Source organism: Paenibacillus sp. FSL K6-2441, from assembly GCF_037964765.1.
Classification (GTDB): domain Bacteria; phylum Bacillota; class Bacilli; order Paenibacillales; family Paenibacillaceae; genus Fontibacillus; species Fontibacillus phoenicis.
Map to the genome: position 1 here is coordinate 2,629,596 of NZ_CP150174.1, position 20,408 is coordinate 2,650,003.

At 54.9% G+C, this 20,408-nt stretch carries 26 protein-coding genes and 1 riboswitch; of the genes, 3 read left to right on the forward strand and 23 right to left on the reverse strand.

Going from position 1 to position 20,408, the window contains the following annotated elements:
• Nucleotides 1-149: 149 nt before the first annotated feature.
• The 8 genes from NSQ80_RS11955 to NSQ80_RS11990 all read right to left on the reverse strand — a co-directional run bounded on the left by NSQ80_RS11955 (nucleotide 150) and on the right by NSQ80_RS11990 (nucleotide 6,729).
• Entirely contained in the window at nucleotides 150-1,133 is a 984-nt protein-coding gene (locus NSQ80_RS11955; RefSeq protein WP_339299178.1) for a biotin--[acetyl-CoA-carboxylase] ligase, read from the reverse strand.
• Entirely contained in the window at nucleotides 1,108-2,499 is a 1,392-nt protein-coding gene (locus tag NSQ80_RS11960; protein ID WP_260070800.1) for a CCA tRNA nucleotidyltransferase, read from the reverse strand. Before NSQ80_RS11960 ends, NSQ80_RS11955 begins: the two co-directional genes overlap by 26 nt.
• 157 nt (nucleotides 2,500-2,656) lie before the next feature.
• The gene (gene bshA / locus NSQ80_RS11965) at nucleotides 2,657-3,817 is read right to left on the reverse strand and encodes an N-acetyl-alpha-D-glucosaminyl L-malate synthase BshA (protein WP_009226981.1); all 1,161 of its coding nucleotides are present in this window, start codon (nucleotides 3,815-3,817) and stop codon (nucleotides 2,657-2,659) included.
• A 40-nt stretch (nucleotides 3,818-3,857) separates the two neighbouring features.
• Complete coding sequence (gene bshB1 / locus NSQ80_RS11970; RefSeq protein WP_009226982.1) at nucleotides 3,858-4,571, reverse strand: bacillithiol biosynthesis deacetylase BshB1; 714 nt, start codon at nucleotides 4,569-4,571, stop codon at nucleotides 3,858-3,860.
• Nucleotides 4,568-4,990, reverse strand: a complete 423-nt coding sequence (gene mgsA, locus NSQ80_RS11975; protein ID WP_009226983.1) for a methylglyoxal synthase — start codon at nucleotides 4,988-4,990, stop codon at nucleotides 4,568-4,570. Before mgsA ends, bshB1 begins: the two co-directional genes overlap by 4 nt.
• A gap of 14 nt (nucleotides 4,991-5,004) precedes the next feature.
• Nucleotides 5,005-5,811 (reverse strand): 4-hydroxy-tetrahydrodipicolinate reductase, encoded by an 807-nt coding sequence (gene dapB / locus NSQ80_RS11980; RefSeq protein WP_009226984.1) that lies wholly within the window; start codon nucleotides 5,809-5,811, stop codon nucleotides 5,005-5,007.
• Nucleotides 5,812-5,833: 22 nt separating this feature from the next.
• A complete protein-coding gene (locus NSQ80_RS11985) occupies nucleotides 5,834-6,364 on the reverse strand; it encodes a tetratricopeptide repeat protein (protein ID WP_009226985.1) in 531 nt (176 codons plus the stop codon).
• Between the two features lie 56 nt (nucleotides 6,365-6,420).
• Entirely contained in the window at nucleotides 6,421-6,729 is a 309-nt protein-coding gene (locus tag NSQ80_RS11990) for a nucleotide pyrophosphohydrolase (RefSeq protein ID WP_036646645.1), read from the reverse strand.
• Nucleotides 6,730-6,938: 209 nt separating this feature from the next.
• On the opposite strand from NSQ80_RS11990, the gene NSQ80_RS11995 reads away from it, so the two are divergent.
• Nucleotides 6,939-7,808: a YitT family protein gene (locus NSQ80_RS11995; protein ID WP_009226987.1), complete on the forward strand. Its 870-nt coding sequence runs from the start codon at nucleotides 6,939-6,941 to the stop codon at nucleotides 7,806-7,808.
• A 73-nt stretch (nucleotides 7,809-7,881) separates the two neighbouring features.
• Here the strand turns inward: NSQ80_RS11995 and NSQ80_RS12000 are convergent, their stop codons facing one another.
• The 15 genes from NSQ80_RS12000 to tenA all read right to left on the reverse strand — a co-directional run bounded on the left by NSQ80_RS12000 (nucleotide 7,882) and on the right by tenA (nucleotide 19,371).
• Entirely contained in the window at nucleotides 7,882-8,805 is a 924-nt protein-coding gene (locus NSQ80_RS12000; RefSeq protein WP_260070799.1) for a sporulation protein YpjB, read from the reverse strand.
• Between the two features lie 58 nt (nucleotides 8,806-8,863).
• Nucleotides 8,864-9,490, reverse strand: a complete 627-nt coding sequence (locus tag NSQ80_RS12005) for a DUF1405 domain-containing protein (protein ID WP_260070798.1) — start codon at nucleotides 9,488-9,490, stop codon at nucleotides 8,864-8,866.
• A 90-nt stretch (nucleotides 9,491-9,580) separates the two neighbouring features.
• Nucleotides 9,581-10,456, reverse strand: a complete 876-nt coding sequence (locus NSQ80_RS12010) for a menaquinol-cytochrome c reductase cytochrome b/c subunit (protein ID WP_009226990.1) — start codon at nucleotides 10,454-10,456, stop codon at nucleotides 9,581-9,583.
• A gap of 81 nt (nucleotides 10,457-10,537) precedes the next feature.
• Nucleotides 10,538-11,209, reverse strand: coding sequence for a cytochrome b6 (locus tag NSQ80_RS12015; RefSeq protein ID WP_009226991.1), 672 nt, complete (start codon nucleotides 11,207-11,209; stop codon nucleotides 10,538-10,540).
• A 16-nt stretch (nucleotides 11,210-11,225) separates the two neighbouring features.
• On the reverse strand, nucleotides 11,226-11,768 hold the full coding sequence (locus NSQ80_RS12020; RefSeq protein ID WP_009226992.1) for a ubiquinol-cytochrome c reductase iron-sulfur subunit: 543 nt from the start codon (nucleotides 11,766-11,768) through the stop codon (nucleotides 11,226-11,228).
• A 186-nt stretch (nucleotides 11,769-11,954) separates the two neighbouring features.
• Entirely contained in the window at nucleotides 11,955-12,377 is a 423-nt protein-coding gene (locus NSQ80_RS12025) for a YpiF family protein (RefSeq protein ID WP_260070797.1), read from the reverse strand.
• A gap of 131 nt (nucleotides 12,378-12,508) precedes the next feature.
• Nucleotides 12,509-12,694, reverse strand: a complete 186-nt coding sequence (locus NSQ80_RS12030; RefSeq protein WP_009226994.1) for an IDEAL domain-containing protein — start codon at nucleotides 12,692-12,694, stop codon at nucleotides 12,509-12,511.
• A gap of 186 nt (nucleotides 12,695-12,880) precedes the next feature.
• Entirely contained in the window at nucleotides 12,881-13,969 is a 1,089-nt protein-coding gene (locus tag NSQ80_RS12035) for a hypothetical protein (RefSeq protein WP_339299185.1), read from the reverse strand.
• Nucleotides 13,970-14,084: 115 nt separating this feature from the next.
• Nucleotides 14,085-14,684, reverse strand: a complete 600-nt coding sequence (locus NSQ80_RS12040; protein ID WP_009226996.1) for a histidine phosphatase family protein — start codon at nucleotides 14,682-14,684, stop codon at nucleotides 14,085-14,087.
• Nucleotides 14,685-14,753: 69 nt separating this feature from the next.
• Entirely contained in the window at nucleotides 14,754-15,356 is a 603-nt protein-coding gene (locus tag NSQ80_RS12045; RefSeq protein ID WP_009226997.1) for a zf-HC2 domain-containing protein, read from the reverse strand.
• The gene (locus NSQ80_RS12050) at nucleotides 15,353-15,946 is read right to left on the reverse strand and encodes a sigma-70 family RNA polymerase sigma factor (protein ID WP_009226998.1); all 594 of its coding nucleotides are present in this window, start codon (nucleotides 15,944-15,946) and stop codon (nucleotides 15,353-15,355) included. The genes NSQ80_RS12045 and NSQ80_RS12050 overlap by 4 nt, the downstream gene beginning before the upstream one ends.
• Before the next feature lie 326 nt (nucleotides 15,947-16,272).
• A complete protein-coding gene (gene thiE / locus NSQ80_RS12055; protein ID WP_339299188.1) occupies nucleotides 16,273-16,959 on the reverse strand; it encodes a thiamine phosphate synthase in 687 nt (228 codons plus the stop codon).
• Nucleotides 16,956-17,774 carry a bifunctional hydroxymethylpyrimidine kinase/phosphomethylpyrimidine kinase gene (gene thiD / locus NSQ80_RS12060; RefSeq protein ID WP_009227000.1) on the reverse strand — a complete coding sequence of 273 codons (819 nt, stop codon included), beginning with the start codon at nucleotides 17,772-17,774 and terminating at the stop codon, nucleotides 16,956-16,958. The genes thiE and thiD overlap by 4 nt, the downstream gene beginning before the upstream one ends.
• A complete protein-coding gene (thiM, locus tag NSQ80_RS12065) occupies nucleotides 17,771-18,619 on the reverse strand; it encodes a hydroxyethylthiazole kinase (protein WP_260071996.1) in 849 nt (282 codons plus the stop codon). Before thiM ends, thiD begins: the two co-directional genes overlap by 4 nt.
• Before the next feature lie 65 nt (nucleotides 18,620-18,684).
• Complete coding sequence (gene tenA, locus NSQ80_RS12070; RefSeq protein WP_323079088.1) at nucleotides 18,685-19,371, reverse strand: thiaminase II; 687 nt, start codon at nucleotides 19,369-19,371, stop codon at nucleotides 18,685-18,687.
• Nucleotides 19,372-19,526: 155 nt separating this feature from the next.
• A riboswitch (TPP riboswitch) is annotated at nucleotides 19,527-19,630 on the reverse strand.
• 230 nt (nucleotides 19,631-19,860) lie between these two features.
• On the opposite strand from tenA, the gene NSQ80_RS12075 reads away from it, so the two are divergent.
• Both NSQ80_RS12075 and NSQ80_RS12080 read left to right on the forward strand, forming a co-directional pair.
• Nucleotides 19,861-20,163 carry a hypothetical protein gene (locus NSQ80_RS12075; protein ID WP_260071695.1) on the forward strand — a complete coding sequence of 101 codons (303 nt, stop codon included), beginning with the start codon at nucleotides 19,861-19,863 and terminating at the stop codon, nucleotides 20,161-20,163.
• Nucleotides 20,164-20,276: 113 nt separating this feature from the next.
• Complete coding sequence (locus NSQ80_RS12080; RefSeq protein ID WP_339299193.1) at nucleotides 20,277-20,399, forward strand: hypothetical protein; 123 nt, start codon at nucleotides 20,277-20,279, stop codon at nucleotides 20,397-20,399.
• Nucleotides 20,400-20,408 lie beyond the last annotated feature (9 nt).

Genomic DNA, 20,408 nt, shown 5'->3' on the forward strand with positions numbered 1-20,408 from the left:
CAACGCAACTTGATTTGTGGTCGTTCAAAAAGTCGGCCGACGGTTTGAACTTTCACCACATTCATACCTCCGACAAGCAACCGGAGTGCAGTTCAGAACGATGCCGATACCGCCTCCTGTGCTCAGTATAACAAATTACGTTATTTTTTTCATCCGCCAAGTTGTACTTCTCCAGAGAATATCGTGAAATGTTTGCCATTCTGATCCAAAAGGAATAATGCGCCGCTCGAATCCAATCCGGTTGCTGTGCCTTGGAGCACCCCGTTTGGCGTATGCACGGTGATCTCTCGGCCCAACGTGACCGACAGCGCCTCCCACAAGTGGCCGATCGGTGCAAAACCTTCCTGGATATAAAGCTCGTAAAGCTGCTCCAGCTCCTTGATCACCGCGCCGATCAAGCTTGTCCGATCAATCCGCCGCCCGCTTTCAATACATAATGAGGTCGCGATGGTCTCCAGCTCCGGCGGAATGTCAGCAGCCGTCAGATTGACATCAATGCCAATCCCGGCGATGGCGTACCGGATCAGCTCGTCCTCCGCCGCAGACTCCACGATAATGCCGCACAGCTTACGGCCGCGGGCTAAAATATCATTTGGCCATTTGATACCGGCATCTACGCCGGTGACTTTCCGTATGGCGCGGCAAACCGCCACTGCGGTCAGCAAGGTCAACTGCGGCGCAATCGACAGCGGTTGGCGGTCGGGACGCAGTAATAGGCTCATCCACACGCCTTTGCCCGGCGGTGAATACCAGCGGCGACCTTGGCGCCCGCGCCCCGCCGTCTGCTCTTCGGCGAGCACAAGGGTGCCGTGAGGCGCGCCTTCCTCCGCCAGCTTGCGGACTTCTTCCTGCGTGGAGGACGTGCTGTCCAGCAGCTTCAGCCGTTGTCCAAACGTCTTCGTCCCCTGCAAGGTATGCAGCAAACCGGCATGACTCAGCTTGTCGGGCTGCCGAGTCAACCGGTATCCCCTGCGCGGGGCGGACTCAAATTCGTAGCCTTCTTCGCGCAGCTTGGCGATTTGCTTCCATACCGCCGTCCGGCTGATCGACAGCCGGCGGCTGAGCTCCTCGCCAGATATATATTGCCCCGGATGCTCCAGCAGCATGTCAAGCAATCGGTTTGCTTCCATCATTCTTCACCACCGTTTCCACATGTTTCAGGAGAGTTAGCCGGTCGTTGGGCAGCTCACCTGCGGCAACTGCGATCAGCAGTTGCTTCAGCAGTTCGCTAAGCCAAGGGCCGCCTTTGCGGCCGGCCGTTTGCAGCACTTCGCCGCCGCTGATGGCCAGCTCCTTCAGCGTATGTACTTGCACCTCGCGGTGCCACTGGCCCGCGCGTGCCAGGATGGCCTGGTCGGCCTGCCGCTTGGCGTCGTCGCCTATGGCCGCTTGCACCACCGCCTGCTGGCGGTGCAGCCACCGCCCGGCGGTCTCGCGGCCAAACGCGACCTGCAGGCCGATCCAGCCGCGCCGCTGCTCGCGCTCACCTGGCGCCTCGGCCAGGATGGCTTCCCACGCTTCGTCAAAGCGGACGATCCCAGCCGCCTCTTGGGCGGTCTGGTTCGAGAACGTCCAGCTTTTGAGCAGCGGGGAAGCCGCCTCGCCCGGGGCGCCAAGCGCCTGCAGCAGCAGCGACCAGCGCAGCGCCGGCGGCGCAGGCGCCAGCAGCGGCAGCGCCGCCAGCAGCGCGCGGCGCGGCGGCTCGCGGTGCAGCAGGCGCCGCGACAGCGCGGCGATGGCGCCTGGCGTGGCTGCAGCGCCTGGCGTTGCCTCAGCGGCGCCCGCCCCCGCCTCGGCGCCATGCGCCTCCGCCGCAGCGGGCTCCTGCGCTGCCTTCGCGTACCGCAGCAGCCCGCTGCGTTCCAGCAGGGCCAGCCCGCGCAGCGGATCCGGGCCCAGCACTATTTTTTCCAGCTCCATCCGCACGCGCTCCTTCGCAATGTAGCCTAGCTTGTCCCGGCCTGCAAGGAGCGCCTTCCACAAGCTTAAAACCGGGCGGAACCCAAAGGTCGAAGCGAACCGGACCGCCCGCATCATGCGCAGGGCATCTTCCGCAAACCGTTCTTTGGCATCGCCCACGCAGCGGATCAGCCCGCGCTCAATATCCATCCGGCCGCCAAACGGGTCAATCAGCTCGCCTTCCAGCCCCCGGGCGATCGCATTCATCGTAAAATCCCGCCGCCGCAAATCCTCTGTCACCGCATCGACGAACTCCACCGAAGTCGGACGGCGAAAATCGGCGTAATCCGACTCCTTGCGGAACGTCGTCACCTCAAACGCATGATCCCCCATCATCACCGTTACCGTCCCGTGCTGAATTCCCGTTGGGATCGTGCGTTCAAACAACCGAACCACCTCATCCGGCTTCGCTGAAGTAGCAATATCCATGTCGTGGACCGGGCGCCCCATGAGTTCATCACGCACACAACCCCCGACAAAAAAAGCCTGGTGCCCGCCATCTCGCAAAATACGCAGCACACGTTCCCCCTGAGCTAGCATAAGGGGGTCAACTTGACTCCAATGATGTTTTTCGATTGCGGACACCTCCCTTCCAATCAATACAAGCATAGACAAAAAATCGGCACAGCAAGCGCAGGGCTCTCCAGCCCTGCGCCGTTAACATGCTGCGAATTCGCTTAATCATCGTCCGGTCCCATCAACCGCACGCCGGATTTAACGTTGGCATTGGAACATTTAGCACACGGTAATAAATTTCTTCGTATGCTGCCATCATTTTATCGCTGCTGAACTCGGTTTTGGCCCGGGTTAAACAGGCTTCACGCATCCGCTCAGCCAGCTCCGGGTTCTTCAGCAGCGAGATGCAGTACTCTGCCATCTGCTTCGTATCGCCGATCGGCGCCAGGAAACCGGTCTCCCCGTGCTTCACCAGCTCCGGAATCCCGCCTGCAATTGAGCCGATGGTCGGCACTCCGCAAGCCATCGCCTCCAGGGCGACCAGGCCAAAGCTTTCCTTCTCCGAAGGCAGCAGCAAGACGTCCGCCATGGAAATCACATGAGCGATATCGTCCTGTTTTCCGAGGAAATGCACCCGGTCGGCCAGGCCCAGCTCCTTGATTTTGCATTGGATCTTGGGCAATTCCGGTCCTTCACCGACAAACAACAGTTTCGACGAAACTTCCCGGTTGACTTGATGGAAAATATCCACCACATCACTCACCCGCTTCACCGGCCGGAAGTTGGAGATATGCATCAGCACTTTCTCGCCGGGAGCGGCAAAATTCATCCGGCAGCTCTTGGCGTCGCGCGGGTAATACACCCGCTCGTCAACAAAGTTATACGTCAAGTCGATATCCCGCGTGATGTCGAGGACCTCGCGGGTTTCCCGCATCAAATCGCGGGACACCGAGGTTACAGCGTCACTTTCATTAATCGCCAACCGAATCAAGTCCTTGAGCGATTCGTCCTGCGCCAATACGGTGATATCGGTCCCATGCAGCGTTGTCACGACCTTAAGCGAGTCTCCCACCATCTGCTTGGCGAGAAACGCGCAAACCGCGTGTGGCACCGCATAATGAACATGCAGAATATCCAGTCCTTGCTCTTTGGCTACCGTAGCCATTTTGGTGGCTAAGGACAAATCATAAGGCGGATACCGGAACACGTAGTAATCGCTGACTTCAACTTCGTGGTAAAAAATGTTTTTATGGTAACTCCCTAAGCGAAAAGGAACGCTATGCGAAATAAAATGGACTTCGTGGCCCTTCTCCGCCAGCAGCTTCCCGAGCTCGGTGGCCACAACCCCCGAACCGCCCAAGGATGGATAACATGTGATGCCAATTTTCAAAAATGGTTCCATATGGTGGGGGCCTCCTTTGTTGTTTGTTCCCTCTTTCAGCTTATGTGCGATGGGAGCCAAATAGATTAACCTGATATGCGGTTTTCGTCATAAACCCTTCTGCGAAAGGAATCAAGGCACGCTGACCAATCAGCGAGTCGCGGGCTTTGACCCGTTCCACATATCCCTGATTCAGCGGGGTTAAGGCAATGTCTTCGCCCGGCGAACCGGCCTCGAATTGAGAACGGTAGCACCGGAGCGCCCGCTCCTTCTGCTCGTAGGTTGCGCTCACATCGACGATCAGATCAGGCGTCACCCAATCATTAATGAAATAAAAATAAAGCTCAGGCGCAGCGACCGCCGGCTTGTCCGGCATGTACCGACGCAGCTTGGCGTTGAAGACCGCAGCCTCCACCAACTTGCTGCAATCGATATGATCGGGGTGGCGATCCTCCCAATACGGGGCAAAAACCACCCGCGGTGCATACTGACGAATCACCTCGGTTACCGCAGCCAGCTGCTCCGCCGACCCGGTTAACCCACGGTCAGGAAGCCCCAAATTGATGCGAGCGGCTAATCCGAGCACATCGGCTGCCGCCTCGGCTTCCTGCTTACGCAGCACCGGATTGCCATTGGAGGACAGCTCGGCTTCGGTCAAATCGCAAATGCCCACGCGGTACCCCGCGGCAATATGCTTGGCGATCGTGCCGGCCATGCCGATTTCGGCATCGTCCGCATGTGCCCCAAAGATTAAGATATCCAGTAAGCCGTTCATTTTGTCAACCCCGGTTTATTCTGTTCCACCAGTTCGCGCCAACCGAAGTCGCCGCGATCCAAGGCACGTACCAAAATTTCGGCGGTGGCCATATTCGTTGCTACTGGAATCCCGTGTACGTCGCACAAGCGCAGCAGTGCGGTGATGTCCGGTTCATGGGGCTGTGCCATCAACGGGTCGCGCAGGAAGATGACCAGATCCATCTCGTTCTGGGCAATTAACGCACCGATTTGCTGATCCCCGCCGAGCGGTCCCGACAGGAACCGGTGTATTTTTAGCGAAGTATTTTCCATGATTTGCCTTCCGGTCGTCCCCGTGGAATAAAGCCGCTTATCTTTGAATACATGCTCGTAGGCGATGACGAAATTAACGATATCTTCTTTCTTACGGTCATGAGCTATAAATGCGATGTTTAACATATGCCTTATCCCCTTTATTCATCCATGAAATGGTCGAACCCGTAAATCATGCCCTTGCAGTCAATCACTTTCTTAATGGCCAAATTCACGCCCGGCATGTAACCGGCACGCTCATACGAATCATGACGAATCTTCAGCGTCTGGCCAAAACCGCCAAACACAACTTCCTGCTGTGCAAATACGCCCGGTAACCGGACGCTATGTATCCGAAAACCGTTATAATAACCGCCGCGTGCGCCTTCAATCGTCTCTTCCTCATTCGGGTTGCCCTGACGAAGCTCCTTCCGGTTCTGCGCGATCAGCTCAGCCGTCTTCACCGCTGTCCCTGAAGGGGCATCCAGCTTCTGGTCGCCGTGGTATTCGATGATTTCCAGATGCGGAAAATATTTCGCCGCCTGTGCCGCAAAACGCATCATCAGAATCGCCCCGATGGAGAAGTTCGGAGCGATCAAACCACCGATCCCCTGGGCGTGGCACAGCTTGTCCAGTTCTTCGATTTGCTCCGGCGTAAACCCGGTCGTCCCTACAACCGGCGAAACGCCGTACCGAATCGCGAGTTCGGTGTTCGTATAAGCATACTGCGGTGTCGTAAAGTCTACAAGCACTCGCGGGCTCGTCTCCCGCAGCGCCTCTTCTAAATTCGTGGTTATCGGCACGCCGCAAGCCGGAAGGCCAACCAGCGTTCCGGCATCGATGCCTTCATTTGATAAATTCACAGCGGCAACCAGCTGAAGCTCCGGGTCCTGGAGCACCATTTTTACGACTTCTCTGCCCATTCTGCCTGCGGCGCCCGCCACGGCGACTTTAATCGGTTCCGACATCTCGATCTCCTCACATTCTCTACTAGGATGATTGCTTCATTTGCTGCTTCAATCGCTGCTCCAGCTCTTTCAGCTGACCTGCTGCACCGGCGTCCAAAGGAAGGGCCGATGCATTGCGAACCGCCTGCAGCGCAAGGTCGTAGCATTCCAGCTCGCCGTAGGCGATCGCCAGCCAAACCTGCGCATCCAACGACAACGGATCAAGCTCGACCGCACGCTTTAACATGCGGGCTGCCGGCTCGGCTGCCGCTTTCCGCTTGGCGCCGGTCGCCTCCAGCTGCCGTCTGGCCATTTGCGTCAGTTCCATGGACTGCAAACGATCGCAATGCAGCTTATATTCGTCCTGCTCAGGCTCCAAGGCCGCAGCCAGACGCGCGTGTTGCAGCGCCTTATCCAGCTGCCCGCTCCGGGCGCAGGTAATCGAGTAGCGATAATGGATGTCCGCGTGATCCGGCTGGACGTCCAGCGCTCGCTCGAACCAGTGCATCGCCTGCGCAAAGTCGTTTTCATAGATGCTGCGGTAAGCTCGTTGTAAATAATCCTCCGCCTTCATATGCTATCCCCCTTTACTGTAGGGATGATCATGCTAACAGCATATGAAGGATGACCCTATTCGGTGTCCTTTTTCGTCCATCGATCCGCATCCCGGGTCGCAAACTTATGCATCACCTTATCATGGGCCTCGGTGAGATTAATCCCAAGCGAATTGGCAAAGCATATGGTAATAAACAGGATATCGCCCAATTCCAGCTCGATCGAATTTTCCGGTTCATCCTTCTTCTTTGGCTTCTCACCAAAGGTATGGTTCACCTCGCGGGCCAGCTCGCCTACTTCCTCCGCCATTCGAGCGAGCATCGTCAGCGGGCTGAAATAGCCTTCTTTAAACTGCGAAATATAACGGTCTACTTCGCGCTGCATTTCCGCGAGAGATTTCTCATTGTTCCTATCCAAGTGCCAATCCCTCCGCTTTATGTCCCGTTTTCCCCTATGTTATCGTAAGTAGGTGACGAAAACAAATCCTTTTTTAATCGGCGCGGAAAAAGGTATACTAGGATAGGAAGATCTATCCAATTGGCGGTAGTAAGCTACATAACATAAATTACGCTGGGGACAGGTGAGGTTTTTTCATGGCTTTGAGCAAATTAACCGGATTTCTAAAAACGCTGCTGCCCATCATGCTGGGTACGGCGATTTATGCGTTTGGCCTTCTTTATTTTATCCTGCCCAACCAACTGATGGAAGGCGGGGTTACAGGCGTGACGCTGCTGCTGAACTATGCGTTTGGCATTTCACCTTCGCTGTCCAACCTCATGCTAAATATCCCTTTGTTTCTGATCGGCTGGAAGATCCTCGGCGGACGGTCCATTCTTTGGACCGGAGTCGGCATCGGCTCATTAACGCTCTTCCTGTGGCTGTTTGAACGGATGATTGATGAGGGCTGGATTTTGCCGTTCGAAACGCAGACGGACTATATCCTCGTCTCGTTGTATGCAGGGGTGACGCTGGGGGCAGGACTTGGCATCGTCTTCCGTTTCGGCGGCACAACCGGAGGATCGGATATCGTGGCGCGGATTCTTGGCCGCAAGTACGGGTTTAGTATGGGGCAGGTCATCCTGACGCTGGACATCATCATTATCGGGTTATCGCTCTTCTATATTAGGAAGGAAAATATTTTGTACACGCTTGTGGCCGTATTTATCGCCTCGAAAGTGATCGATTTTATTCAAGAGGGTGCGTACTCCGCCAAGGCGTTTACGATCATCAGCGACCATGCCCCCGCGATTGCCGATATCATTACGAAGGAGATGGATCGTGGCGTCACACTGATTCCGGCCATTGGGGCTTACTCCAAGCAAGCGAAGCATATGGCCTACTGCGTCGTGTCGAGGCAGGAAAGTCGGCGGTTGCAATCGATCGCCAAATCCGTGGATCCGCGGGCATTTATTATCATCAATGACGTCCACGATGTACACGGGGAAGGGTTCAAGGAAGATTAAAGGCACATAAACATAAAAGCTTAAGAGGGTTAAGGTCATCCCTGCCTCTTAAGCTTTTTGTGTGATTCACGGCTTAAAGCCGGTACCGATTCATCTCTTCCGCCCGGCGCTGCGCTCGTACGGCAGTTACGGCTTGGTCAGCGCGATACTTCCGGATTCCCGTATAGGTCAAGGCAAGCACGATCCAAAGCCCGATCAGAGCGCTCCAATACCACGGGCTGTCTACGCCGGTGACCGGCAGGAATACGGGCTCGTCTCCCCGGCGGCCAAACAGTGCTTTTAATGCGCCTTCTCCTTGCTCGATGGCCCCTTTCAGAGCCGTTTCATCCCAGGATGGTGCACTGCTTAGCCCTCCCGTATACGACAGCCACGACTCAAAGCGGTTGATCTCCGAGGCCGGGCGACGAATCACTGCGGCCGGGCGGACGACATCGTAATGATCCTGTAACGCTTGGAACGCCTTACGAAGCTCCGCTGGTTTTCCGCCTGCGCGCGCCTGTTTCATCTGCTGCAAATTATCGGACATGACTTTATAATATTGCTGCCATAAGGCCTTATCTGGATGCAGCAGGCTATTGACCGCCAGCCGCAGTCGGGCCGAGGATTGCGCCCACGCTTCAGGCTGAATATCTACCTTAACTAACGTCTCTTTGGTGTCCATAATCGTTTCCGCCAAGGCATGGATGCCCTCCACCGAGGTTAACCCCTTAAAGGATACCCCCTCCAGCGCGTTAATTAACGCCTCCATGTCAGCCAATGCTTCTTGGGTACTTCCCTGCTGCATATGCTCATATAGCCGTTCCGATGCCAACTCAAGCTGCTTTAGCCGCTCGCTGCGTTCCTGTTCGGACATCGCTGGCGCCACCGCCTTCAACGTTGCTGGCGTGCTCTCAGTCCCGTTCTTCTCCGGCTGAGCGAATACCACCGAATTCCATAGCAGCATGGCGGCAAGCAAAGCAAGTACGGCTACCGCTCCTTTCAACCAAGTTCTTCTCACGGACATCCCCTCCCTACCATCATGGTATGGCAGGCTGTCCTACGTTAGAACCCCGCTCTCAGGCGCGTTTGGCCTGCTTCAGCGCCAGCCAGCCGGCGGCAATGCTCGCCACCGTCAAGAGGACGGTAAAGACCGCCACTTCGGGCACGTCATCCCACAACGTCTCCGGTAACCAGGGATAGACCTCATAGGTATAATCCACCGTATCGTTTAGCAGGGTCCAGGCACCGGCCCCAAGCAGCATCAACGTCCCAAACTTATACAATCGGACAAACAGCATCGCCTCTACGGCCATCGCCAAATGGGAGGCGACCAGCATCCAGTCCTGCCACACCAGCTCCCCGCCCTGATACGCCCCGGCAAAAATCATCGTCACGGCCCACACCCCGTATTTCACACTCGTCACGACCGCCAGCCCCTCGATCAGGGTTCGGAGGCGGTAATATTTAGCCAATGTCGCCGGGAACAACAAAAACAGCAAGCTTAACGTAAAGAATAAGCTGGCCGTCGGGCTGTCCGGAACGAACACGATTTGCCAATGCGGATGGTTCCGCCAGGTGTCTAGCAGCTGCGCATCATACCAAATATAGCCGTAAACCGTCCCCAATAGATTACATACGAACAATGCCCAAAGAATGAAGCGGGAAGATAAAAAAGACTTGCTCCACAGATCCGATAGTTTCAAGCGCGATCTCCCTCTTTTTCCACGAAAATAGCACCACAGCTTAAAAAAACCTGATCGCAATACGATCAGGTTTTTAGATTACTACTTATTTTACTGTTCTGCTTTTTGTTTCGCAAGCCATTCAGCCAAGTGGTCGATGTCTTGATCCGTCAAGCCTGCGCTAATCGCAGTATCATACATTGCAGGCATCTTGCCATTGTATCCTTCTTTAATAATCGAAAGGATTGCTTCCTTATCATGCTTGTCACCAACGCCGCGAAGCGATGGTCCAGCCGCTCCTTTCAGGTCAGCCCCATGGCACGATACGCAGGTCGCTTTCTTGTATACTTCCATGGCTGGGTCGTCCTTATCCACGATCGCGACCTCTTCCTGACGGTTCGCATTCGACGTGGGCAAGCCCTTCTCCCGATTCTCGCGAGCTTGTTCTTCCCGCTGAATATGTTCCGGTACTTGACCTGTCGCTTGAAGTTCTTTCTGGTAATGCGTCCAAGCAAAGTTGGTCAAATAAACGACAGCCGCGATCGAAAGAAACATCAGCGCCGATGCGATCGGACGCTTATAGAAGCGGCGCTCCTTGCCCCGATCCAAGAACGGCGCGAGCAGCAAGCCGCCGAACATCACTGCCGGAATCCCCATCGTACCCAGCACGACGTAATCGCCGGAGGCATAGGGATATTTCAGATATTGATACAGGAACAGGAAGTACCAGTCCGGCATCGGGATAACCGAAGCCGTCGGATTGGCCGGGAAGCCCAGCGGAGCCGGTTCCGAAATCGTCAGCACCAGGAATCCAACGAGCACAACGACGCCAACCATCCATTCCTTCAGCAAAAAGTTAGGAATGAACGCTTCCGACTTGCCGGGATACGCCGTATAATCCGGAGGCGTAATAAAGCCCTTGCCCTTACGGACGCGGGAATCGCCGACGTATACGACCTTTTCCTTCGAATTGTCATGATGAGCCATGTCCTTTTTGCCCCCCCTTCTCTTATAGAGGTCATTCGAAACTTAATTTAATTCATTAGAATCAGCTTTGCCCCACGCTTCTTATAGAGGACCGGAAATCCCTTGTCTGCGGATCATGATAAAGTGACCCACCAAGAGGATCAGCAATACTGCAGGCAGGAAGAACACGTGAATGGCAAAGAAGCGAGTTAACGTTTCTGCCCCTACAATCGATCCACCTTGCAGCAGTTCCTTAATAACCGGACCCAACACCGGTACGGAGTTGGCGATTTCCAACGTTACCTTTGTTGCGAAATAAGCTTTGTTATCCCATGGCAGCAGGTAACCCGTCAAACCGAGACCGATCATGACGAAGAAAATCAGCATGCCGACTACCCAGTTCATTTCGCGTGGTGCCTTGTAGGAACCGGTAAAGAAAACGCGAAGCGTATGTAGAAACATCATAACGATAACCAAGCTTGCTCCCCAGTGGTGCATCCCGCGGACAATCTGGCCAAAAGCGACCTGGGTCTGCAGGTATTCTACACTGGCATAAGCGTTAATAATATCGGGAACGTAATACATGGTCAGGAACATCCCCGATAAGATCTGGATCACCGTAATAAAAAACGTCAAGCCGCCGAAGCAATACACAAACGCGGAGAAGTGATGCGCTGGGTTCACGTGCTCCGGAACCTCGTGATCGGCCACATCGCGCCAAATCGGCGTGATATCAAGACGTTCGTCAATCCAGTTGTATACATTTTTAAACATCCGAATCTACGCCTCCTTATTTCACGATGGTGTTCGGGATGATATCCCCCAGATAAACCCAGTCGTCCTTAATCATAACCTTGTACTCATCCAGCGGCTTCGACGCCACCGCCAACTGCTTGCCTTCCTTGGTGTAATGCGCACCGTGGCAAGGGCAATGGTATTCATTCGGGAAATTCTTGTCGTTATTCCAACCGACCGTACATCCCAAATGTTTACAGATCGGTGAAAGCGCATAAATTTTGCCGCTTTCGTCTTTGCGAATCCAAGCCGTCAGGGAAGCTGTACTTAAGTACCAACCGTCTTGCTGCTTGAGCTCGAACGAAAATTCCTGTGGTTCGCTGGTAATCTTACTCACTTCCACAACTTTAACGAAGGTACCTTCGCCTTTCTTGTGCAAAATCGGATCAACCGCAAAACGAACCATAGGAAGCGTCACCCCACCCACCATGAATGCTGTGGCGCCCCCTAGCGTATATGTAAGAAATTGCCGACGGGACATCTCTTTGCGAATAGGCGGTTTGTGCGAGGATTCCTGCTGGTCATGCTGATTGCTCATATGTCTTCAACCCCCCTTGTCAAGCAATTGTTTCCGTGCGTTTCAATGATAATTATCACAACATCGCGTAAGACATATTAATAATATATTAGCGTTTTAAGAGCGTCAAGAATTTGACACATTTTTTTGACCCGCAAAAAGCTTGTCCCACTTGAAATTGTCGATATTTTGTCACAATCATCATCGCTATTTGCCTTGCCACATTTCTTGTACTGCCGCCTTCACTCGTGCCGCAGCTCCCTCCTTGGAATCCGCTGCAAAACGGCCTGGCGTCACGATTAAATCTGCCTCTGGAAGCTGCTCATCTCCCCACTCAAAATCTGCAGAGATGACCACGGCATACGCAAATCCACTGCCCTTGACATTTCGGCACAAATCATTTAGGGTCTGCGCCATATCCGGCGTCTGGTATTGGTATGACGGGTACGTAACGACCCTTCCCTTGAAAGGGATTTCCACCCAATCGAGGACATCTCTCAGCCTTTCCAACTTTTTGGTGACTTCATACGGGCGTTCTTGTCCGGATAATCCCGTTACCGGAATCAAGCAGGTATCCAGGTATGGGCGCAGCTCTTCCCAGGCGGAAGCTTCAATTTCACTAAATTTCATGTTGCATCCCCTTCTTCGATCAATGTCTTCCCATTATAAACAGGGATCCTTGACAAATCCATCCTTCATCTCCTCACAAAAAAACCGTCCCATCCGTTCGTATTCTTGTGAACAGATAGGGCGGTTTGCTTTTAGCGTTCTTCTAGTGTTTTCAGTTCATCCGTCAGGAGCCGGAAGGCAACCTCGTCGCCATTCGCCAAGGCGGTGTCAATCTCGTTGTAGATCTGTTCCGAGCGATGCTTCCGGAGCGCTTCGTCCCATATCATTTCCGCCGCCAATCCAAGCATTGCTTCATAAGTAACCTTCATCTGATCCATAGGATGCACCTCCAAACCATCGTTACATAGATATTCTTTTCCATACCGTCACACATCTCGTAGATTCCGTCACTTCACAACCTGCTCATACTTAAAGATATTCACCGATATCTTCGCCGATATGGGAGACGTTTGCCCCCATTCTCATGAATATGTCTGTGCCTAGCGGCATTCGCGGATCCCGGCCTAGCCCTTATGAATTTGCTGAACCGCTTGTTTCCCGAACGGGGAAGCCTGCACATATCGTTCGCGCTGCTCGTCTTCTCCGAAGCGCACCATCCCGAGATGAAGCATCATCTGCAGGATCCGCTCTTCAAAAATCGAAGCCGGAGAGTCGTAGAAGAACGGCTTGATCAGCGGCTCTACTCGTTCGAACAGCGAGGAGACCGTCACCCATTCTTTCGAACAGCAGACAATCCAGTAGACGAGAGACAGCAAATTGGGTATAGGTCCTTTATATAATCTTAACCAAAAGCGGACGAACTGGATCATCGGCTCCTTGCGTTCCTCCGTCAGGCAGACCACTCCCGTATCCGTCAATTCCAGTCGATGGTTGTTCTCTTGAATGAGACGGGAATGATAGGCATAGTCGTAGAGCAGCGCAAACCGGTTGGGATAATCCTTAAAACGGCGGCCATACCCGAAACGCCACCCTTTGCCAACCAGCCCCTCGGAGACGTGCAGCGATTCCATGATCTGCGACTGGTTTCTCCGATACATGACCCCTTCGCTATTCAGCGGGATGTCATGCCGGGAAACGTATTGCAGGAAGAGCAGCAGGTCGGCGGACAACATCTCCGGCTCCTCCCGGTACATCGGCGGTTCGGCGGCGGCCGCCTTCACCTCGGCAAGAAACCGGCGTTCCAGTGCTTCGCGGAAACGCTGCTTCAAGTCCTCCGGAACCTCAAACAGATAGCGAGTTTGCTGGGTGGTGCCATTAAACAGCCAACCCTGCTGGCGAAAGCGGGTGATCATCTCCCGCGGACTTTCCCGTTCCTTCGCATCTTCCGTAAACCGCGAGCCCTGTGCACAGGCAACCAATTCCTCCAGGCTGAACTGACGACGACCATCAAACAGCAGGGTGTTCAGGAAGCGCAAATCCTCCATACTCATGCTGCCGATATAGCGCTCGATAAAATCGCGGCGCCCTACTGTCTGCAGGATGGATTGAATCAGTTCATGCTTCGAGTGCCCGTTGCATTCACAGCGGTAATGATCCGCTATTCTGCTAAGTTGTCCGATATCGGCATAAGTGAGCATATCCGCAAGATTCATAGTTTTACCGCCTCGCCGTTTTAATCCCATTATGGGAAGGTTTTCCGGCGTTTATTCCCTGAAAGCAAAATTATTCCATGAAATAGGCAAAAAAAAGAAACCGGCCTAAGCCGATTTACTTTGGTTCCTGGACGCTTTCCTGCAGATGACGCGTACAATTATAAAGCCGCAGGTCCCAGGATTGCTCGTTTTTCTCCAGAATGGTGAGCGATAAGTTGCCGATGCGCTCCTGGCATCTCTCCTGATACAAGGCAATGTATAACTGAGCCAACAGGCCGCCGTGGGTAACGACCAGGATGTTATTCGACGGGTAACGCTCCGCCAAATCGGTCATAAAAGACAAGGCCCGCTGACGAATCTCTTCATCCTTCTCCTGCCCGAGTTCATGGCGATCCCAATCTTTTCCCCATAAGGCTTCCCTTTCTGTTAGCGTCAGCCCCTCAACCTTGCCAAACGACCGTTCCATCAACCGTGGATCCGGATCGTATAGCGGAATCCCGAGCGCATCGGCGATGATCGAACCGGTCTCCCGCGCCCGTGACAACGTGCTCGTCAGGACGAAATCCCAGCGGTATTCGTTTTCCTCCTTCAATCTTCTGCCCAGCAGCTCGGCTTGACGCCGTCCCTCATCGTTTAACGGAATATCGCTTTGTCCTTGAATTCTTCCGATTGCGTTCCAATCGGTAAGTCCATGGCGAATCAACCCAACGAGCATAATCATCCCCCTTTAGATGTAAAAACGCCCCGCCCGCTCCGAAAGCGGGAGAAGCGTTAGGACCCAAGTTTATCTTTTGGTTCGGCGCAGCCCTTTCCAGGAAAAGAGTGCCAGCAGCATACCGCCCATGGACAGGTACATCCAATATTGCGGATAGGCCGGACCCATTTGTACCGCAAAAGGCTCTACAATCCCACGCGAGACGCTAGTTAAGGCGATTGAGAAATCCTCATACGTATCCGACTCCGATCCCGCTACCACAACGGCGGCCGGGAGAATCCCGGTCGTCGGCTCGGCACTTTTCTGGTCCGTCGTAAAATGATCCATCAGCAGGAATCCAAAACTAAAGACGAAGATCGCAAGGAAGCTGGCGGCCCAAATCACCACCCGCCGCCGAATACGACGGGTCACGCCGCGCTTCACATCGGGAGCCAGCCAAGGCGATTCGGCATAAATCCGGTCCATCACTCGCCGGTTGACCGCTTCCGCTTGCTCTTCTGTCACTTCGATCGGTATGTACTGCAGCATGTCCAGGCATTCTTCCCATTGTTGGTATTCGCCCGCGCAAGACTCGCAGCCCAAAAGATGCTGTTCCAGCATTAGCCGCTGTGGGTGTTGTTCGGGCAAGTCCCGTAACAATCCGAACAATTCTTGGGCCTCTTTACAATTCATCTGCTTTTCATCCCTTCGTAATGCTCGTAGATGGGTTCATAAAAGTAGGGTTCAAGCTGACTCTTTACACTGCTGCGCGCCCGGAACAATAGCGACTTCACGGCGCTGACGCTTTGTCCCAGTATGTTTGCGATCTCCTGGTAATCCAATTGATCGTATTCACGCAAGATCAAAGCTGACCTTTGCTTCTCCGGCAAATTGTTGATTGCTTCTCTCACCATGCCCACTTTCTCGTTCCGCAATACCGCTTGCTCCGGGGCGACTTCGCTTGGGGCTACGGGAATAATCCCGCTTTCCTCCAAGGGGACGTTGCCGTTTCGTTGCTTGCGGAGCTCGCTGAGCACCGTGTTACGGGCAATCGTATACAACCAGGTTGAGAAAGAAGCATCCAGCTCTCTAAAGGAATGCAAGCTGCGAAATGCTTTATAGAACGTTTCCGAGCATAAATCTTCAGCAAGCAGCTCTAAATGAGCGCTCTTTAACATGTGATACACGAAAGCTAGAATCTTCCGCTGATACCTTCGCATCAGCTCCGAGTACAGTTCCGTGTTACCTTCCTTAATTTCGCGAATCATTTGGGAATCCGTCATTTAGGTGCGATCCTCCTCGCGCTTCCATGGGCCATCTTCCCGTTCGATTCTTTCCTAAATTATTACCGAACAGGGGCGAAAAAGTTGCGGTGATCTATGTAACATAAACTAAAAAATATCATACCAACAAGACAGCAAATTAACAGCATTGCCAAACATTGAGGATATTATACCATAGGAGTAGGAATTAAAAAAATATGCGTTCACGCATTATTCATGACAAAAGCGAAATTAATACGAATCCCCTTTACCATATGATCCACAAATTCCCAGACCCTTGCCTGGGGCAAGGGTCTGGTCTGCGTATTGCGTATATGATGAAGCTCTCAAGTTGTGCTTGTGCCGGCATCCGTTGTCGCGTATAACTGCGCAGCGGCTTGGCGGACGTCATCCGCCAAGGTTATGGCGGAGATCACGGCAACGCCATCGGCACCGGCGCGAATCACGTCGCCGGCTGTTTCGGCCGTAATGCCGCCGATGCCAACCAGCGGCAAGGTGATCCCGCGGTCGCGAAGCTCGCGGAGAATCGCCGGCCCTTGCGGCGCTTTGGCGTCCGCCTTCGAGGCCGTGGGGTAGATCGGCCCGATGCCGAGGTAATCGGCGCCATGCCGCACGGCGGCCTCCGCCTCGGCGAACGTGTGCGCGGAGACGCCGAGAATGCGGTCGCCGATCCGGGCGCGGACCTGCGCGGCCGCCTCGTCCTCCTGGCCGACGTGAACGCCGTCGGCACCGATCGCAAGGGCCAGTTCCACGTCGTCATTGACGAGGAACGGCACGCCCCGCCGGCGGCATGCGGCCAGCAGCTGGACGGCAAGCGCCCGCAGCGGCTCCCCGGTGAGCGCTCCCGGTCCTTTCTCGCGGAACTGCACCAGCGTCACGCCGCCGTCCAACGCCGCCTCCAATACGCGGAGCGGATGATCGCGGCAGTTCGGGCTGCCAAGGACCAGATACGTGCGCAGCAGCTTGCGCATCCAATCCGCCGCAATCCGCCCGCTTCCGACCCCGCCGCTCATCGGGACGCTCCTTGCAGCCGGCGATAGGCAAAATGGTTGGTCGGGCCGTGCCCTTGCCCCAATCCAAGCTCATGCTCAATCGCCGCCTGAATGAAGGCTCGCGCGGTTCGCACCGCCTCGAAGGCCGGTGTTCCTTTAGCAAGCTCTGCCGTCAAAGCGGCCGAGAACGTGCAGCCTGTGCCGTGCGTTTGTGACGTAGGGATCCGCCGCTCCACCAGTTCGCTGAAGGTCGCGCCGTCATAATACAAATCCACGACCTGCTCGCCGGCAGCGGCATCATGCCCTCCTTTGATGACGACCTGCTGCGCCCCGTAAGCACAGATCCGTTTTGCTGCCTCGCGGCGGTCCTCCATGCTGCGGATGGACAGGCCGGACAGCACCTCCGCTTCGGGAAGGTTCGGCGTTACGATGTACGCCAGCGGCAGCAGCTGCGAGCGCAACGCCTGCACCGCTTCCGTCTGGAGCAAGGAAGCTCCGCCTTTGGCGATCATCACCGGGTCGACAACGACCCGGTTCCAGCCGAACGCGCGGATTTGCGCGGCCACCGCCCCAATGATTTCGGCGCTGAACAGCATTCCGGTCTTTAGCGCATCTACGCCGAGGTCGGAGCCAACCGCATCGATTTGCTCTGCCGCAGCTTCCGGAGGCAGCGGATAGACGTTGGACACGCCCAGCGTGTTCTGAACCGTCACGGCGGTGATCGCCGACATCCCGAATACACCCAGCTCCTGGAACGTTTTCAGGTCGGCCTGGATGCCAGCCCCGCCGCCGCTGTCCGACCCGGCAATCGTTAAGGCTCTAGCGATCTGGCTCATCCGACCCACCATCCGCCGGCTCCGGTCGCCTGAAATTCACGCACTGCCGCGTGCCCTTTGAGCGAGTGCGGGTGCAGCTTCGCCAGCTCGTCGAGGAACGCGATCTGGAAGCTGCCCGGGCCGGCCGAAGCCGTCCGCTCGGCGGCACGGGACGCGGCAGCGCCATAGAACGCCAGCCCGGCGGTGCCGGCCAGCAGCAGATCGCGCTCCACCGCGGCGAAAGCCCCCAACACCGACGTCAGCAGGCAGCCCGTGCCGGTCACCTGGGTGAGCAGCGCGTCGCCGCCGCTCACGATCCGGCACTGCAGCCCGTCGGTGATGACATCTTCACGGCCGGTGATCGCCACGACCGTGTTCAGCGCCCGCGCGGCCCGCACCGCGAGCTCGGCCGCCTCGGCGCTCGCGGTGTCGCCGGCGTCGACGCCCTTGATCTCGCGGGATTCCCCGACGAGATGGGCGATCTCCGCCGCGTTGCCGCGCACGAGCGACACCTTCACCTCGCGCAGGATGCTCAGCGCCGACTCGGTCCGGAAGGCGGTAGCTCCCGCGCCCACCGGGTCAAGCAGCACCGGCACGCCGTGGGCGTTCGCCGACTGGCCGGCAAGGATCATCGCCTCCACCTGCGGCGTCGACAACGTGCCGATGTTAAGGACAAGCGCGCCGGCGATCTTGGCCATATCGGCCACCTCCTCCGGCGCATACGCCATGACCGGCGACGCGCCAAGCGCGTACAAGCCGTTCGCCGTAAAATTCGTGACAACCACGTTCGTGATGTTATGAACGAGCGGTTTCGTATTTTGCACCTTTTGCAGCACTTCGGATAGCTCTTTTTCCAGCAAACTCATATAAGTTCAACCTCTCTTTCGATCATTTGGCTTTGGGCATGGATGGATAGCGAATCGGCGCGGAGTTACAGCTGAAGCACCGGCACCGCAACCGGCCAATCTTCCAACCGATACGCCATATCCCAGAAGAGATATTCGAGCTGGCAGCTCTGCAAAAAATGCTCGGTCATGCGTTGACGCTCCGCCGCATTGGCGGTTTCCGCCCATTGGTCCAACGCCCGCATGAACTTCTCTGTGACGCCTCCTGCCCGTTGACCGTAAAAAGTGATCCACTCATAGTACGGATGCTCCGGCGTCGGCTGCACTTCCTCCAACAGCTTCTTGCCAATCTCCAGATAAGTCCACGGACAAGGCAGGAGCACGGCGTATATTTCTCCCAAACTTCCTTCGTGGGCCACCGTCAGCATATGACGGATATAATGATGAGCCGAAGGGGCTAGCGGAAAGCCTTGCAAATCTTCAAATTTCACCCCGGCCACCCGGCAAAAATTGTGATGCGGATGAATCTCACTGTTTAAAATGAAATCGATCTGTTGATTGAACAACGCAATCTCCTCGCGGGTCTGGCACTTGGAAATCGCGATCCCGTAAATTCGCATGTAAGCATTCAGATACTCAAAATCTTGCTTGACGTAATGAATGAGCTGTTCTTTCTGTAACCGGCCTTCCGCAATACCTCTGACAAAGGGATGATCAAATATCGCTTGATAAATTCCGTCCGCCTTCCTACGCAACTCTTGAGAAAATCCCAACTTCTCCACCTCCACAAATTTTGGCAAGGAAATCCTCTGAGAGGACAACGGCAAACCGAGCTGCCAGAGCACGCAAAAAAGCCGCTCCGTAGAGGGAGCGGCTGGATGAACCCTAGGCATACCGATATACTCATGGCAGCCTAAGCGCATGTCACTTGGGGCCGGCTCCACTTTCCTACGCTAGTATGAACTAGATCAGGTTCAAAGGGTCCAAGATGATCTCTTGTCTCAGCCGATGACGGCGCCCCTAGTGGATTTCCTATGCAATTCAATTATTACTCTACCGGTCCCTGCCTGGATTGTCAATCCCGTCCAGATGGTGGAATAGGTGGATCGTTTGCGTCTCTTCGTCTACACCAACCCCGCGCGGTTGCATAGCATAAATAACAGGGCACTCCTAGGAATCGATTTAGGATCGATTTCGGGATCGGTTCGACCTGTTCCCCATGACAAGCAACTGGACTCCATCAAGTTAAGGAAGGTAAAGCCATGAACTCAGCCGGAAAGAACAAGTCCTCGTCTTCCAGCAAGAAAAACGGCAAAAAAGGCGGCTTCCGGCCTAAAACCCCGGAATACACCGTAGCTGCGCTGCTGCTCTCCGGCAAACTACGCGTGGATTCCGTCCAGTTATACCGAAACGCGACCATGTTCGTCTCCTTGGTTGGCGAGTACAAAACGATCAGCAGCGACGCGAACGCCGATAAACTGCTGAATTTCCTCAATGAAAACGGGGATCTCACCATCAACGACATCATTAATGCCATGAAGAAAAAAGCGGACAGTTCCTCCTAATGCTGGCGTTCGTTGTCGTAAGCCGGAGTTGCTCCAAATGCCTGTTCATTTCAGCGGACGCCAAATGGAGATTGTACGCTTTGAACTTAATTACGATTACGGGGGTTTGCCACATGGGTCAATTTGACGGCGAAGGTTTTTCCGAATTGATTGTGATCATTATTCTGGTGGTTTTATTTTTCTATGGTTCCAACGATATTGAAACGCTAACAGGCGCCCCCACTTCCGACAACTGAGGAGGCGCC

Coding starts and splice junctions, on each gene's coding strand:
- NSQ80_RS11955 (WP_339299178.1), bottom strand. CDS start 1,133: ATGATGGAAGCAAACCGATTGCTTGACATGCTGCTGGAGCATCCGGGG.
- NSQ80_RS11960 (WP_260070800.1), bottom strand. CDS start 2,499: ATGCTAGCTCAGGGGGAACGTGTGCTGCGTATTTTGCGAGATGGCGGG.
- bshA (WP_009226981.1), bottom strand. CDS start 3,817: ATGGAACCATTTTTGAAAATTGGCATCACATGTTATCCATCCTTGGGC.
- bshB1 (WP_009226982.1), bottom strand. CDS start 4,571: ATGAACGGCTTACTGGATATCTTAATCTTTGGGGCACATGCGGACGAT.
- mgsA (WP_009226983.1), bottom strand. CDS start 4,990: ATGTTAAACATCGCATTTATAGCTCATGACCGTAAGAAAGAAGATATC.
- dapB (WP_009226984.1), bottom strand. CDS start 5,811: ATGTCGGAACCGATTAAAGTCGCCGTGGCGGGCGCCGCAGGCAGAATG.
- NSQ80_RS11985 (WP_009226985.1), bottom strand. CDS start 6,364: ATGAAGGCGGAGGATTATTTACAACGAGCTTACCGCAGCATCTATGAA.
- NSQ80_RS11990 (WP_036646645.1), bottom strand. CDS start 6,729: ATGCAGCGCGAAGTAGACCGTTATATTTCGCAGTTTAAAGAAGGCTAT.
- NSQ80_RS11995 (WP_009226987.1), top strand. CDS start 6,939: ATGGCTTTGAGCAAATTAACCGGATTTCTAAAAACGCTGCTGCCCATC.
- NSQ80_RS12010 (WP_009226990.1), bottom strand. CDS start 10,456: ATGGCTCATCATGACAATTCGAAGGAAAAGGTCGTATACGTCGGCGAT.
- NSQ80_RS12015 (WP_009226991.1), bottom strand. CDS start 11,209: ATGTTTAAAAATGTATACAACTGGATTGACGAACGTCTTGATATCACG.
- NSQ80_RS12020 (WP_009226992.1), bottom strand. CDS start 11,768: ATGAGCAATCAGCATGACCAGCAGGAATCCTCGCACAAACCGCCTATT.
- NSQ80_RS12025 (WP_260070797.1), bottom strand. CDS start 12,377: ATGAAATTTAGTGAAATTGAAGCTTCCGCCTGGGAAGAGCTGCGCCCA.
- NSQ80_RS12030 (WP_009226994.1), bottom strand. CDS start 12,694: ATGGATCAGATGAAGGTTACTTATGAAGCAATGCTTGGATTGGCGGCG.
- NSQ80_RS12035 (WP_339299185.1), bottom strand. CDS start 13,969: ATGAATCTTGCGGATATGCTCACTTATGCCGATATCGGACAACTTAGC.
- NSQ80_RS12040 (WP_009226996.1), bottom strand. CDS start 14,684: ATGCTCGTTGGGTTGATTCGCCATGGACTTACCGATTGGAACGCAATC.
- NSQ80_RS12045 (WP_009226997.1), bottom strand. CDS start 15,356: ATGAATTGTAAAGAGGCCCAAGAATTGTTCGGATTGTTACGGGACTTG.
- NSQ80_RS12050 (WP_009226998.1), bottom strand. CDS start 15,946: ATGACGGATTCCCAAATGATTCGCGAAATTAAGGAAGGTAACACGGAA.
- thiE (WP_339299188.1), bottom strand. CDS start 16,959: ATGAGCGGCGGGGTCGGAAGCGGGCGGATTGCGGCGGATTGGATGCGC.
- thiD (WP_009227000.1), bottom strand. CDS start 17,774: ATGAGCCAGATCGCTAGAGCCTTAACGATTGCCGGGTCGGACAGCGGC.
- thiM (WP_260071996.1), bottom strand. CDS start 18,619: ATGAGTTTGCTGGAAAAAGAGCTATCCGAAGTGCTGCAAAAGGTGCAA.
- NSQ80_RS12075 (WP_260071695.1), top strand. CDS start 19,861: ATGAACTCAGCCGGAAAGAACAAGTCCTCGTCTTCCAGCAAGAAAAAC.
- NSQ80_RS12080 (WP_339299193.1), top strand. CDS start 20,277: ATGGGTCAATTTGACGGCGAAGGTTTTTCCGAATTGATTGTGATCATT.